The organism is Roseovarius sp. (genome assembly GCF_965228755.1).
GTDB lineage: Bacteria > Pseudomonadota > Alphaproteobacteria > Rhodobacterales > Rhodobacteraceae > Roseovarius.
The window spans coordinates 254270-267407 of sequence record NZ_CBDDIG010000013.1 but is presented as its reverse complement, the minus strand read 5'-3'; the positions used below and the strand labels follow the sequence as shown (position 1 = coordinate 267407).

The following is a 13138-nucleotide window of genomic DNA, read 5'->3' as shown; positions in this document are numbered from 1 at the left end:
CTATCACGTCATCGCGAAGATCCGCGCCGGGCCGCCGGAGCCGCCCTTGTGCTTGGGCGCCCCCACGACGATGGTCGCCCCGGCGGCGGGCAGCTTGTCGAGATTGGCAATGCACTCGATCCCGAACCGGCCGGAGGGCAGCCAGGCGTAATGCGTCGCGAAATCGGGCGAGGGCCCGTGGTCGAGCGACAGGGTGTCGACCGCGATCGACTGGGCCGCCGTCTCCTCGATCAGCATGGTGGCCGCATCGACATGGAAGCCGGGGAAATGCATCGCCCCCTCCCCGTCGGCGTTGCGATAGCCGTCACCCCCGACCTTGGCGCCCCAGCCCGAATGCATGGCGACACAGGCATTCTCGGGAATCTCGCCATTGGCGTCGATCCAGGCCTTCAGATCCTCCGGCGTCACCTGCGTATCCGGGTCATCCTCGGCCCGGGCGGCGATATCCACCACGCAGAGCGGCGCCACCAGCGACGACACCGGCAATTCGTCGACCGAGGCGCCATCGGCCGAGAAATGCATCGGCGCGTCGATATGGGTGCCGGTGTGTTCATTGAGGCTCAGGTTGAAAAGGTTGAACCCGTGTTCGTCGAAATTGAACTTTGCCTCCATCTCGATGCCGGGGACGCCGAAGAAGGTCGGGAAATCGGGGCCGTAGGCATGGGTCAGATCCTCGACCGCACCGTGCCCGGCGGCCATGGCCGGCGGCGCGGCGATCGTGCCGCCCAGCACGGCGGCGGCACCGGTTGCGGCGGTGGCCGCAAAGAAACTTCGCCGTGACAGCATCTTTTCCTTCACGGCGTTCATGACGCAGATATCACACATGGATCGCACTCCCTGTTTTATGATTATCCCGCCAGTCTACCGCGAATCCGGCCCCGGGCCCAAATGGAGTCTCCGCCCGCCGCGCCGAGGGCCCTGCCGCCGCCGCGAAATTCCGCACCTCGCGGCGCTCACGTCTGGCCCATGGCCTCACCATGCCTATATGCAAGACCTACAGGCAGGAATCGCGCGAACAGCAGGAAAGGGGGCCGGCATGGTCTACGTCAAATGGGTTTTCATCATCGCCTTCTGGCTGCTTGTGGGCGCCTTCCTGCACTACACCCTGCCGCAGCACGACATCGCGCGGATCACCGACACCTATGAAAAACGGGTCGATTTCGGCGAGAACTCGATCTTCTGGGCGAACCAGGGCACGGGCGAGGCCGAGGGGACGGTGAACCGCGACGTATTCTTCATCACGGCGGTACGGTCGAACGGCCGGGTGATGGTGTATCGCAACGAGGATACCGGCTGGGGCTGGCCGCCCTATTTCAAGTTCGACACCTCGAACCTTCAGGCCGAGGCGGCCGACCTGAGGTCGACCTCGGAAAACCCGCGCTGGGTGTCGATCCGCCACTATGGCTGGCGGAACGAGTTCATCTCGATCTATCCCAACGCGGTGAACGTCAAGATTGTCGCCGGGCCGGACGTGCGGATCATCCCGTGGTTCAACATCATCGTGCTGACGGTGCTGGCCGCGCTGTTCTGGGCGATCCGCGTGCGGTGGAAGCGGTTCCGGCGGAACCGGGTCGATCCGAAGGTCGACGAATGGACCGACGGGTGGGGCTGAGCCCCGGATGTGCCTGCGCCCGCTGAACCGTCGGGTTTTGGATATTTATTCCCAAGAAGAAGCCGGGGGCGCGGCCACCCGCAAGGGCTGACGCGCGGCGGTCAGCGTTTGCCGTAGTAGAGGCCCACCACGTGCTCGGCTTCCGCGAAGAACAGCCAGCGCGAGGCCGCGACGCCGGCAAGGTGGCTGATGACCGCCACCAGCGCCAGCGCGTGCGAGAACGGCATGAGCAGCAGCGAGAAGGGCAGCACGTAGCCCAGCAGCATCGCGATCGAGCGCAGCTTGGTGGCATGTTTGCGGCCCACCTGGAAGGTGAATTCCCGCAGCAGGTAGTTGCTGCCGGTATGCGGATGCTCGAAGGAGCGCACCTTGCCGGTGCCGCCAAGCCCGGTGGCCGTCGCCAGTGTCGTGCCGCTCTGCGCGAACGCGCCGTCGCCGCGCATCCACCACAGCACCTGTGCGGCCGCCGCCAGCGGCAGGAGCAGCATCGCCGCCTTCACCTGACCCGCCAAGAGCGCGCCGCCGGCGATGGCCAGCATCAGGTAGAGGAGCGGCGTGAGCGGTGTCTTCCAGCGCGGCACCGTGGACATTTGGGCATAGATCATCGCCGTGCAGAACACCGTGCCCAGCGACAGAACCGCGCCGATCACGCCGAGGAGGCGCCAGCTTTCGCCCCAGAACACCTGCCCCGCGCCATAGACAGCCATCACCAGAAGCGTGGCGACCGAGACGACGCCCTCGCGGCTGAGCCATGATGTCCGCCACTGGGTGAAGGCCAGCAGGGCGCGTTCCGGGTGGCCGAGGTGGAAGGTCGAGGAGACCAGCCCGCCCACCGCCAGCGCATAGGCGATGGCGAAGAAGGTGAAGGCGACCCAGCCGGTGACCTCCGGAAAGCCGAGGCCCAGCCAGGCCAGGAGGCCGAAGCCCAGCCCCGACAGGGTGGTGAAGATGATGACGGACGGCGCCGGATGCATGTCAGAGCTTCTCCAGTGTACGATCAAGCCAGCCGATGAACCCTTTCGGCTCCTCCGCCACCGGCTGAAGATAGGGCGCCAGCACGTCGACCTGGTCGAGTTCGTCCTTGGGCCGGGGCGGCAGGTACTTGTTGACGGGCTTCGTGCCCTGTTCCGGCATCAGGTCCATGCCGCCGCGTTCCTCGACCAGTTTCGAGACAGCGCTCTCCGTGTCGCCCAGATCGCCGAAATGCCGTGCGCCCGCCGGGCAGGTGCGCACGCAGGCGGGCACCCGGTCTTCCTCGGGCAGGTTCACGTTGTAGATCCGGTCGACGCAGAGCGTGCATTTCTTCATCACCCCCTCCGCCGCGTCCATCTCGCGCGCGCCATAGGGGCAGGCCCAGGCACACAGGCCACAGCCGATGCAGGCGCTTTCGTTCACCAGCACGATGCCGTCCTCGACGCGCTTGTAGCTGGCGCCGGTGGGGCAGACGGTCACACAGGGCGCATCCTCGCAATGCAGGCAGCTTTTGGGGAAGTGGATGAGCTGCGCCGCCCCTTCCTCGGGCTGGACCTCGTAGGAATGCACGCGGTTGAGGAAGGTGCCCGAGGGGTCGGCGCCGTACGGGTCCTGGTCGGACAGGGGGGCGCCGTAATTCTCGGTGTTCCAGCCCTTGCAGCTGACCACGCAGGCGTGACAGCCGACACAGGTGTCGAGGTCGATCACCAGCCCCAGCTTGCGGTCGGTTTTCTCGGGCAGGCTCGTCATACCGCCTCCTTCCGTCTGGCACGGGTTTCGGTGAAGTCCGCGACATCCGCCGCGAAACGATCGGGGTTTTCGAGGAAGGGCGCGTGGCCGGTTCCGTCGTAGGGCAGGTAGCGGGCGTCTTGCATCAGTGCCGCCGCCGCTTCGCCCGTGGCGGCGGAGACCACGTCGTCCTTCACGCCGTGGATCACCAGCCCGGGGCAGGTCATCGCCGCGTAGACCGGGCGGAAATCCCATGCCGGCGCGAAAAGCGCCCGGCGCACATGCGGCGGGCAGAGCATGTTGGCGCCGACCAGCTCACCATACGCCTGCGTATCGAGCGGCTGCGCCGTGCACTCCCGCACGAACTTTGCCGTCGCGGCCAGCCGCCTTGGCAGGTCGTCGGTGTAGAGGTCGCGCTGCACGCCGGGGCTCGACGGCCCGACCATCCAGTCTTCCCGCGCCGCGCCGATGGTCAGGATACCGCCCGCCAGCACGACACCGGCCAGGGCGTCATCGCCATGCACCGACAGGTAGGAGGCGATCACCCGGCTGCCATAGGACCAACCCACGAGCACCGGCTTTTCCAGCCCGTAACCTTCGATCACCGCTTTCACATCATCGGCCCAGAGGGACGTGTCGGTATAGGGCCCGTCGCCCTCCGGCTTGTCCGACGCGCCGTGGCCGCGCAGGTCCATCGCCACCACGCGGAAGCGGTCCTTCAGACGGTCCATCACCGGCCGCCAGCAGACCGATTGCTGTGCCCAGCCGTGGATAAACAGCAGCGCCGGGGCGTCCTCGGGGCCCTCGGCATACGTGGCCAGCCGCACGCCGTCACGTCCCGTGATCTCCGGCGCGCTCATTTGCCCACCTTCCAGCGCAGCTCGTCCGGCCCCTTGCCGACGGGCGAGCGGATGGCACTGAACTCGGGCTTCGCCTGGTCCGGCGCGGCGGTCTTCTCGATCTTCACCCGCAGGTCGAACCACGCCGCCTGCCCGGTGATCGGATCGGAATTCGACCAGCGCAGCCCGTCGCCCTTGGGCGGCAGCAATTCATGGATCAGGTGGTTCAGCAGGAAGCCCCGCGTCGCCTCCGGCGCATCCTCGTCGAGCGCCCAGGCGCCCTTGCGCTTGCCGATGGCGTTCCATGTCCAGACCGTGTTCTCGTTCAGCGCCGCCATATGCGCCACCGGCACCACGATTTCGCCATGGGCGGACGTGACCTTCGCCCAGTCGCCCTCGGCAAATCCCTCCTTCTGCCAGATCTTGGTCGGCACGTAGAGCGGGTTCTGCCCGTGGATCTGCCGCAGCCACGCGTTCTGCGAGCCCCAGCTGTGGTACATCGCCATCGGCCGCTGGGTCAGGGCGTGGACCGGGTATTCCCCGGTGTCGATGCTGCCGTCCTCGAAGGGCGGGTACCAGACCGGCAGCGGGTCGAGGGTCTGCTTGATCCGCTCGCGCAGATGCGCGGGCGGCTGGCGCTCGCCATGGCCCTCGGCGGCGAGCTGGAAGTGGCGCATCGTCTCGACATAGAGGTCGAAGACATAAGGCTGCGGGCTGTCATAGATGCCCATCCCCACGGCCCACTCCTGGTAGGCCATGTTCCACGGCTTCATATAGGCCGCCTCGTCGGGGATGTGCTTGATGAAGAACCCGCCATTGGCGATGTAGCTTTTCAACTGCGAGGGGTTCGGCGCGCCGCGCCCGTGGGTGAGGCCGGTCTTGCCGCTGCGCCACCCGGCGAGCGGGCCGATGCCCGGCTTGCGCTCGTGGTTGGTGATGTAATCGGCGTAGTCGGTGTATTTCGCGGCACCCGCCTCATCGGTGAACCCCGGCAGCTTCAGCTTGTTGGCCAGCTGCACCAGCACCGTCTGGAAGCCGCGCACGTCGCGGTCGGGCTCCACCACCGGCCAGCGGATCGCGTCGGCCGCCGCGTCCGCCTCGCAGATCGGGCGGTCGAGCAGGCTGATACAGTCGTAGCGCTCGAGATAGGTCTTGTCGGGCAGGATCAGGTCGGCATAGGCGACCATCTCGGAGCTGTAGGCATCGGAATAGATGATCCGTGGGATGACATACTCGCCGTTCTCGTCCTTGTCCGTCAGCATGTCGATCACGCCGCGCGTGTTCATGCTGGAGTTCCACGACATGTTGGCCATGTACATGAACAGCGTGTCGATCTTGTAGGGGTCGCCGGCATGGGCGTTGCTGATGACCATGTGCATCAGCCCGTGCGCGCTCATCGGGTTTTCCCATGTGAACGCCTTGTCGATCCGCGCCGGGCTGCCATCTTCCTTCAGCGCAAGGTCTTGCGGGCCGCGCACGAAGCCCAGGTGCGGGCCGTCGAGCGGGGCGTCGGGGGTGGACTTGCAATGCGGCGTCGGGTGGGCATGAACGGGCTTGGGATAGGGCGGCTTGAACCGGAACCCGCCCGGCACCTCGACCGAGCCCAGCAGGATCTGCAGCATGTGCAGCGCCCGGCAGGTCTGGAACCCGTTGGAATGGGCCGAGATGCCGCGCATGGCGTGGAAGCTGACCGGGCGGCCCTTCATGACGGAGTGCTTCTCGCCGCGGAAATCGGTCCATTCCCGCTCGAGCACGATCTCTTCCTCGAAGGCCACGCGGGCGAGTTCGTTGGCGATGGCCCGGATTTTGGCGGGTTTCACGCCGCATTGCTCGGCCACCGCCTCGGGCGCGTATTCCTTGGCAAGGTAGCGCGAGGCCATCAGGTGCATCACCGGCTTGTGGGTGATCCCGCCCTGCCGGTAGCTGGCGGAAAGATCGGGCCGCACGCCCTTCTGGTCGAACGGCGCCAGCTTGCCGGTGTTGCGGTCGATCACCTGCGGCTTGCCGTCGGCGTCGCGCAGGAACAGCCCATACTCGGGCGACTTGGAATCCCGATTCACCAGGCAGGCGGCGTTGGTGTAGCGGGCGAGGTAGTCGAGGTCGATCTTGCCGGCCTTCAGCAGGCAATGCACCAGCGACAGGATGAAGAGCCCATCGGTGCCCGGCGTGATCCCGACCCAGTCATCGGCGACGGCATTGTAGCCCGAGCGGATCGGGTTCACCCCGATCACCTTGGCGCCGCGCGCCTTGATCTTGCCGATGCCCATCTTGATGGGGTTGCTGTCATGGTCCTCGGCCACGCCGAAGATCATGAACAGCTTGGTATGGTCCCAGTCGGGCTGCCCGAACTCCCAGAAGGCGCCGCCCATGGTGTAGATACCGGCGGCGGCCATGTTGACCGAGCAGAAGCCGCCATGCGCGGCATAGTTGGGCGTGCCGAAATTCTGCGCCCAGAAGCTGGTGAAGGACTGGCTCTGATCCCGGCCGGTGAAGAAGGCGAGCTTCGACGGGTCGTTCTTGCGCAAGGGCGCCAGCCAGCCGGTGGCGATATCGAGCGCCTCGTCCCAGCTGATCTCCTCGAACTCGCCCGAGCCGCGCGGGCCGACACGCTTCAACGGCGCCCGCAGGCGTGACGGCGCGTTGACCTGCATGATCCCGGCGCTGCCCTTGGCGCAAAGCACGCCCTTGTTCACCGGATGGTCGCGGTTGCCCTCGATATAGGCGACCTTGCCGTCCTTCATGTGCACGTTGATCCCGCAGCGGCAGGCGCACATGTAGCACGTGGTCTTCCGCACCTCGTCCGACACCTTGGGCGAGGTATTGATTCGCGGCTGCTCAAAGCTCATGTGAAATCTGTCTCCCGATCCGGCGGCACGTTATGATAGGTTGATAGGGCCGGCGACCCTTTTCCTGAATTTCCCGCCCGTTGGAAACCATGCGTTCCACGTCGAGCGGAAATCCAGACGATTTTCCCACGCGATCCAATCATCCGGCCCCCAGCAAGTCCAGCGCATCCGCCGCGATCCGGCGCTCTTCCTGTGCCTCGACGATCCAGCAGCCGACGTCGGATCCATCGGCATGCAGCCTCGGGCGGCCGGCGTCGTTGGCTTCTTGGTCGAGCTGCAGCCCCAGCCAGCCCAGCCCCTCGGCGATCCGCGCGCGGACCGGGGCGGCGTTCTCGCCGATGCCGCCGGTGAAGGCCACGGCATCCAACCCCTCCATCGCCGCGATCATCGAGCCCGCGTGCCGCACCGCCCAGTAGCAGAAATGCTCGACCGCGAAGCGGCTCCGCTCGCCCTCATCCTCAAGCAGCGCGCGCATGTCGGAAATGCCGCCCGACAGGCCCCAGAGCCCGCTTTCCTTGTTCAGCATCCTGAGCGTCGCATCCATCCCGTCCTCGCCCGCGAGGCGGAGGACGGCATTGCCGTCGATACTGCCCGCCCGCGTGCCCATGCTCAGCCCCTCAAGCGGCGAATAGCCCATGGTCGTGGCCACGGATTTCCCGTCGCGGATGGCGCAGATCGACGCGCCGTTGCCGAGGTGGAAGGCCAGCAGCCGCTTGGGCAGCGCCTCCCCCGTCACCTCCGGCATGGCCCGCACGAGCGAGGCATAGGAGAGCCCGTGAAACCCGTAGCGCCGGATGCCCCGCGCCTCGATATCCGCCGGCAGGGCATAGCGCTTGGCCACCTCGGGGTTGGAGGCGTGAAACCCGGTGTCGAAACTGGCGCATTGCGGCAGGTCCGGCGCCAGCCGCGCCAGCGTCTCGATGGCGGCAAGGTTGTGCGGGTTGTGCAGCGGCGCCAGCGGCACGCAGCGCCGGATGCCGGCCAGCACGTGCACGTCGATCTTCGCCGGCGCCGTCAGCTCCATGCCGCCATGCACCACCCGGTGCGCCGCCGCGCGGAACCGGTCGGCCGAGAAGCCCTGCGCCGCCAGCCCTTCCAGCACCGCCGCCAGCGCGGCGGCATGGGTGCCGAACGTGGCTTTCTGCCGGTTGCGCCCGACGCGCAGCGCGCCCTCGCCGCCGATGCCGTCGGCCATCCCGCGCAGCCGCTCCTTCAGGTCGCCGCCGAACACCGCGAACTTGATCGAGGAGGACCCGGCATTGAGAACCAGTATCGCGTCCTCGCCGCCGGCACCGCTCATCGGCTCAGACCACCTGCTCGCGCATGTCGGCCGGGTCGATGCCCGCCACTTCCACCGGCTTCTTCATCGCGTCGCGGCGGAACGGCTCGCCCAGCTCCTGGTTGATCATCGCCTCGATCAGCGTGGTGGTGCCGTTCTCCATCTGGTCCTTGATCGCCTGGTTCAGCGCGTCGGTCAGCTCGTCCATCGTCCGCGCCACCACACCCTTCAGCCCGCAGGCATTGGCGATCCCGGCATAGCTGACGCCCTCGTCCAGCTCGGTGCCGACGAAGTTGTCGTCGAACCACAGGGTCGAGTTCCGCTTCTCGGCGCCCCACTGGTAGTTGCGGAAGACGATCTGCGTCATCGCCGGCCATTCCTCGCGGCCGATGGCGGTCAGCTCGTTGACGGCGATGCCGAACGCCCCGTCGCCGGCAAAGCCCACCACCGGAACGTCCGGACAGCCGATCTTGGCCCCCATCACCGAGGGCAGGCCATAGCCACACGGCCCGAACAGCCCCGGCGCCAGGTATTTCCGGCCTTCCTCGAAGGACGGGTAGGCGTTGCCGATGGCACAGTTGTTGCCGATATCCGACGAGATGATCGCCTCCTTCGGCAGCGCCTGTTGTATCGCCCGCCACGCCATGCGCGGGCTCATCCAGTCGGGCTTGTCCTTGCGCGCGCGCTCGTTCCACGTGGTGCCCGGATCGTCATCCTCGTGATCCATGCTGGACAGTTGCTGCGCCCAGGCCGATTTCGTCTTGGCAATGAGCGCCTTGCGCTCGTCGCGCCCGGCATCGCCCGCGCTGTCCGACAACCGCTCGAGAATGCCCTCGGCCACCGCCTTGGCATCGCCCACGATCCCAACGCTGACCGGCTTGGTCAGCCCGATCCGGTCGGGGTTCAGGTCGACCTGGATGATCTTGGCGCCCTTGGGCCAGTAATCGATGCCATAGCCCGGCAGGGTCGAGAACGGGTTGAGCCGCGTGCCGAGGCACAGCACCACGTCCGCCTGCGAGATCAGCTCCATCCCCGCCTTCGACCCGTTATAGCCCAGCGGCCCCGCGAAGAGCGGGTGCGAGCCGGGGAAGGCGTCGTTGTGCTGGTAGCCCACGCAGACCGGCGCATCCAGCCGCTCGGCCAGTTGCTTGCTGGCCTCGATCCCGCCAGCCAGAACCACGCCCGCGCCGTTCAGGATCACCGGGAACTTCGCGGCGTTCAGCAGCTCCGCCGCCCGGTCGAGCGACTCCTTCCCGCCCGTCGGCCGCTCGAACGCCACGATCTGCGGCAGCTCGATATCGACCACCTGCGTCCAGTAATCGCGGGGCACGTTGATCTGCGCCGGGGCGCTGGCGCGCTTGGCCTTGAGGATCACCCGGTTCAGCACCTCGGCGATCCGCGTCGGGTCGCGCACTTCTTCCTGGTAGGCCACCATGTCCTCGAACAGCTTCATCTGCTCGACTTCCTGGAAGCCGCCCTGCCCGATGGTCTTGTTCGCCGCCTGCGGCGTCACCAGCAGCAGCGGCGTGTGGTTCCAGTAGGCGGTCTTCACGGCGGTCACGAAATTGGTGATGCCCGGCCCGTTCTGGGCGATCATCATGCTCATCTTGCCGGTCGCGCGGGTATAGCCATCGGCCATCATCCCGGCGCTGCCCTCGTGCGCGCAATCCCAGAAGGTGATCCCCGCCTTGGGGAAAATATCCGAAATCGGCATCATGGCGGACCCGATGATTCCGAAGGCGTGCTGGATGCCATGCATCTGCAGCGTCTTCACGAAAGCTTCTTCGGTCGTCATTTTCATGCGGGTGTCTCCTGAAATCCAAAGCCGGCGGTGCGCCGGAGTTGCGGCAAACCTACGGCACGGGCCGGGGCATCGTTAGGGCCAGAATTGGCGCCCGACTAAAGCCAGTCAGCGCATCAGCGCCAGTTCGTTGGCCAGCCGCGCCACCCCTTCGGGGATGCGCTCGGAGGAAATCGAGGAATAGGCCAGCCGGTAGTAATTCCCCGGCGGCTCGGGCGCGTGAAAGAACGGCCGCCCCGGCTCGATCAGCACGCCCTTGTCGCGCAGGCGCCGGTCAAGCTCGCCCGTGTCCACGGTCTCCGGCGCGCGCATCCAGATCGACGAGCCGCCGAACACGCCGCGGCCCGCCACGCCGAGGCCGTGATCCGCCAGCGCCTCCTCCATCACCTTGCGGCGGCGGGCGAAGACCTGCCCCATCCGCCGGATCAGGCTGTCGTAATGACCGAGGCTGAGGAAGTAGGCCGCCGTCCGCTGGATATGCCCCGGCGGGTGGCGGTAGACGCTGGCGCGCAGCGCCCGCGCCTCGCGGATGAACGGCTCGGGCCCGACGAGATAGCCCAGCCTGAGCCCCGGAAAGATCGACTTGGAGAAGCTGCCCACGTAGATCACCCGCCCATCGGTATCGAGCGATTTCAGCGCCGGCAGCGGCGCCCGGAGGAAGGCCATCTCGAACTCGTAATCGTCCTCGACGATCAGCGCCTCCATCTCCCGCGCCCTTGCCATCAGGGCCTTGCGCCGGGCCAGCGGCATGGTGGCATTGGTCGGCGACTGGTGGCTGGGCGTGGTGAAGATCACGTCGGCGCTGTCCGGCAGCGCCTCGGGCGGCAGCCCGTCCTTGTCCACCGGCACCGGGGCAAGGTGACAGCGCGACTGCGTCAGGATATCGCGCAGCGCGTGGTAGCACGGCTCCTCCGCCACCGCCGTGCGCCGCTGCGTCAACAGCACCTGCGCCGTCAGCCACAGCGCGTTCTGCGCCCCCATGGTGACGAGGATTTCCTCGGGCCGCGCCAGGATCCCCCGCCGCGGCAGCGTATGCCGCGCGATGAACTCGATCAGCTGCGGGTCGTCATTGTCGTAGTAATCCGTCGTCAGCGCCTGGAAATCCTTCTGCCCCAGCGCCCGGAGCGCGCAATGCCGCCAGTTGGCATGATCGAAGAGCGACGGATCGGTCTGCCCATAGACGAAGGGATAGCGAAAGCTCCACCAGTCGCGCGGCTTGACCGGCGTCGCCCCGCCGGTAAACCGACGGCCCAGCGCGCGCGACCAGTCGATGCTGTCCTGCCGCGGATGCCGCGCGGCGAACTGCGGCGGCTCCGGCGCGTTCTGCGAGACGAAATAGCCCGAGCGGTCGCGCGATTCGAGGTAATCGGAGGCCTGCAGCTCGGTATAGGCCAGCGTCACGGTGATGCGGCTGACCCCCAGATGCGCCGCCAGTTTCCGCGAGGAGGGCAGCTTTTCCCCCTTCCGCAGCCGCCCCGACAGGATGCCCTGCGCGATCATCTGCTGGATCTGCGCTTGCAGCGTGCCCTGCGCTTCGGGATTGAGGAAAAAGGTCTCGACGGGGATCGACATAGGGCCAAACGTATACTGGCCTTATCCCGCCCGCAATCTGGTATTGAGCGTCAGGCCGGGCCGAACGCCTCGCGAAAGGCCGCGTCGCCCCGCGCCGAGAACCGCAGGATGCGCGAGCCCTTCACCCGGCTGACCCAGCCCGACGCCTCCATATGCCCCAGCATCGCCCGGCCCAGACGCCCCGCGAGATGGGCCCGCCGCTCCGACCAGTCGAGGCAATCGCGGCAGAGCGGCGCCCGCGAGCGGGGCAGTGCGTCGAGGTCGATGCCGAACGCCGCCACGAAGGCTCGCCCCTCATCGGTCAGTTCCAGCGCCTTGCCCGCATGGCGCAGCATCCCGCGCGCCATCAGGCTGTCATACATCTGCGTGCCCATGTCGCCGGCCAGGTGGTTGTAGCAGACCCGCGCCTTCCGCATCTCGGGGTCGCGCGGGCCGGGGCGGTGGCGCAACTGACCGGTGCCCGCCGCCAGCCCCATCAGCGCCTCCAGCACATGCGCGACATCGTCGCTCGCCAGCGCGAAATACTTGTGCCGCCCCTGCTTGCGCGTGCCCACCAGCCCGCCCTCGGCCAGCTTCGCCATGTGCCCCGAGGCGGTGGGCAGCGTCACCCCGGCCTCGCCCGCCAGTTCCGACAGGGTCAACGCCTTGCCGCTCATCAGCGCGGTCAGGATGTTCGCCCGCGCCGGATCACCGATCAGCGCGGCCACCCGGGCAATGTCAGGTCCGTCTCTCATGGTTTGACCGTAACCGAACCATCGGAACCACACAATGCCCTAGGCTGCCCCCATCACCCCGGAAAGGAGACCCCGATGCTCACCTGCGTCATCCGCTATCACATCGACCCCACCAAGAAAGACCAGTTCACGCAATACGCCCGCAACTGGGGCCAGGCCATCCCCCGCTGCGGCGCCGGGCTGATCGGCTATTTCGCCCCGCACGAAGGCTCCTCGACGCTGGCCTACGGCATCTACACCATCCCGTCGCTGGCGGAGTACGAAGCCTACCGCGCCCGGCTGGCCGCCGATCCGCTGGGACAGGAGAACTACGCCTTCGCCCAGGCCGAAAACTTCCTGTTGCGCGAAGACCGGACCTTCCTGAAACTCGTCTCGACACCGCACGGAGAGAGCCAATGATCGCCATCATCTTCGAGGTCATCCCCACCGAGGGGAAACAGGACCACTATCTCGACATCGCCGCCGAAATGCGCCCGCTCGCCGAACAGATCGACGGCTTCATCTCGGTCGAACGGTTCCAGAGCCTGATGCACCCGGAAAAGCTGCTCTCGCTGTCCTTCTGGGAAAGCGAAGAGGCGGTCGAGGAATGGCGCCGGCTCGCCGCCCATCGCCGGGCCCAGGCCAAGGGGCGGGCGGGCATGTTCGCCGATTATCGCCTCCGCGTGGCCCACGTGCTGCGCGACTACGGGCTGAACGAACGCGCGGAGGCGCCGGAAGACAGCAAGGCCGAACACGGCGGCTGAACCTTCGGGTA

General features: G+C 67.0%; 12 protein-coding genes. 3 read left to right on the top strand and 9 right to left on the bottom strand.

Annotation, left to right across the window (positions count from 1 at the left end):
- Window positions 1-3 precede the first annotated feature (3 nt).
- Entirely contained in the window at window positions 4-825 is an 822-nt protein-coding gene (locus tag ACO07J_RS19580; RefSeq protein ID WP_422032086.1) for a cyclase family protein, read from the bottom strand.
- Window positions 826-1036: 211 nt separating this feature from the next.
- On the opposite strand from ACO07J_RS19580, the gene ACO07J_RS19575 reads away from it, so the two are divergent.
- A complete protein-coding gene (locus ACO07J_RS19575; protein ID WP_422032084.1) occupies window positions 1037-1612 on the top strand; it encodes a DUF1523 family protein in 576 nt (191 codons plus the stop codon).
- A gap of 101 nt (window positions 1613-1713) precedes the next feature.
- On the opposite strand, the gene ACO07J_RS19570 is transcribed toward ACO07J_RS19575, so the two are convergent.
- From ACO07J_RS19570 to ACO07J_RS19535, 8 genes are all read right to left on the bottom strand, one after another.
- Window positions 1714-2586, bottom strand: coding sequence for a dimethyl sulfoxide reductase anchor subunit family protein (locus ACO07J_RS19570; RefSeq protein WP_422032082.1), 873 nt, complete (start codon window positions 2584-2586; stop codon window positions 1714-1716).
- A 1-nt stretch (window position 2587) separates the two neighbouring features.
- Complete coding sequence (locus ACO07J_RS19565) at window positions 2588-3334, bottom strand: 4Fe-4S dicluster domain-containing protein (RefSeq protein WP_422032080.1); 747 nt, start codon at window positions 3332-3334, stop codon at window positions 2588-2590.
- Window positions 3331-4173, bottom strand: a complete 843-nt coding sequence (locus tag ACO07J_RS19560) for an alpha/beta fold hydrolase (RefSeq protein ID WP_422032078.1) — start codon at window positions 4171-4173, stop codon at window positions 3331-3333. The genes ACO07J_RS19565 and ACO07J_RS19560 overlap by 4 nt, the downstream gene beginning before the upstream one ends.
- A complete protein-coding gene (locus tag ACO07J_RS19555; RefSeq protein WP_422032077.1) occupies window positions 4170-6998 on the bottom strand; it encodes a molybdopterin oxidoreductase family protein in 2829 nt (942 codons plus the stop codon). Before ACO07J_RS19555 ends, ACO07J_RS19560 begins: the two co-directional genes overlap by 4 nt.
- A gap of 139 nt (window positions 6999-7137) precedes the next feature.
- Window positions 7138-8298: an acetate/propionate family kinase gene (locus ACO07J_RS19550; RefSeq protein ID WP_422032075.1), complete on the bottom strand. Its 1161-nt coding sequence runs from the start codon at window positions 8296-8298 to the stop codon at window positions 7138-7140.
- A 4-nt stretch (window positions 8299-8302) separates the two neighbouring features.
- Window positions 8303-10078, bottom strand: coding sequence for a sulfoacetaldehyde acetyltransferase (xsc, locus tag ACO07J_RS19545; protein WP_422032072.1), 1776 nt, complete (start codon window positions 10076-10078; stop codon window positions 8303-8305).
- A 108-nt stretch (window positions 10079-10186) separates the two neighbouring features.
- Window positions 10187-11650 carry a PLP-dependent aminotransferase family protein gene (locus tag ACO07J_RS19540; protein WP_422032070.1) on the bottom strand — a complete coding sequence of 488 codons (1464 nt, stop codon included), beginning with the start codon at window positions 11648-11650 and terminating at the stop codon, window positions 10187-10189.
- A gap of 50 nt (window positions 11651-11700) precedes the next feature.
- Complete coding sequence (locus tag ACO07J_RS19535) at window positions 11701-12384, bottom strand: ArsR/SmtB family transcription factor (protein WP_422032068.1); 684 nt, start codon at window positions 12382-12384, stop codon at window positions 11701-11703.
- Between the two features lie 75 nt (window positions 12385-12459).
- Here ACO07J_RS19535 and ACO07J_RS19530 point away from each other — a divergent pair, with 75 nt between their 5' ends.
- Together ACO07J_RS19530 and ACO07J_RS19525 are read left to right on the top strand one after the other, a co-directional pair.
- Window positions 12460-12783 (top strand): NIPSNAP family protein, encoded by a 324-nt coding sequence (locus ACO07J_RS19530; protein ID WP_422032066.1) that lies wholly within the window; start codon window positions 12460-12462, stop codon window positions 12781-12783.
- Window positions 12780-13127: an antibiotic biosynthesis monooxygenase family protein gene (locus ACO07J_RS19525; RefSeq protein ID WP_422032064.1), complete on the top strand. Its 348-nt coding sequence runs from the start codon at window positions 12780-12782 to the stop codon at window positions 13125-13127. The genes ACO07J_RS19530 and ACO07J_RS19525 overlap by 4 nt, the downstream gene beginning before the upstream one ends.
- Window positions 13128-13138 lie beyond the last annotated feature (11 nt).

What these genes read in the sequence shown, in the direction of transcription:
- ACO07J_RS19580 (WP_422032086.1), bottom strand. Translation starts at nt 825, where the DNA reads ATGTGTGATATCTGCGTCATGAACGCCGTGAAGGAAAAGATGCTGTCA.
- ACO07J_RS19575 (WP_422032084.1), top strand. Translation starts at nt 1,037, where the DNA reads ATGGTCTACGTCAAATGGGTTTTCATCATCGCCTTCTGGCTGCTTGTG.
- ACO07J_RS19570 (WP_422032082.1), bottom strand. Translation starts at nt 2,586, where the DNA reads ATGCATCCGGCGCCGTCCGTCATCATCTTCACCACCCTGTCGGGGCTG.
- ACO07J_RS19565 (WP_422032080.1), bottom strand. Translation starts at nt 3,334, where the DNA reads ATGACGAGCCTGCCCGAGAAAACCGACCGCAAGCTGGGGCTGGTGATC.
- ACO07J_RS19560 (WP_422032078.1), bottom strand. Translation starts at nt 4,173, where the DNA reads ATGAGCGCGCCGGAGATCACGGGACGTGACGGCGTGCGGCTGGCCACG.
- ACO07J_RS19555 (WP_422032077.1), bottom strand. Translation starts at nt 6,998, where the DNA reads ATGAGCTTTGAGCAGCCGCGAATCAATACCTCGCCCAAGGTGTCGGAC.
- ACO07J_RS19550 (WP_422032075.1), bottom strand. Translation starts at nt 8,298, where the DNA reads ATGAGCGGTGCCGGCGGCGAGGACGCGATACTGGTTCTCAATGCCGGG.
- xsc (WP_422032072.1), bottom strand. Translation starts at nt 10,078, where the DNA reads ATGAAAATGACGACCGAAGAAGCTTTCGTGAAGACGCTGCAGATGCAT.
- ACO07J_RS19540 (WP_422032070.1), bottom strand. Translation starts at nt 11,650, where the DNA reads ATGTCGATCCCCGTCGAGACCTTTTTCCTCAATCCCGAAGCGCAGGGC.
- ACO07J_RS19535 (WP_422032068.1), bottom strand. Translation starts at nt 12,384, where the DNA reads ATGAGAGACGGACCTGACATTGCCCGGGTGGCCGCGCTGATCGGTGAT.
- ACO07J_RS19530 (WP_422032066.1), top strand. Translation starts at nt 12,460, where the DNA reads ATGCTCACCTGCGTCATCCGCTATCACATCGACCCCACCAAGAAAGAC.
- ACO07J_RS19525 (WP_422032064.1), top strand. Translation starts at nt 12,780, where the DNA reads ATGATCGCCATCATCTTCGAGGTCATCCCCACCGAGGGGAAACAGGAC.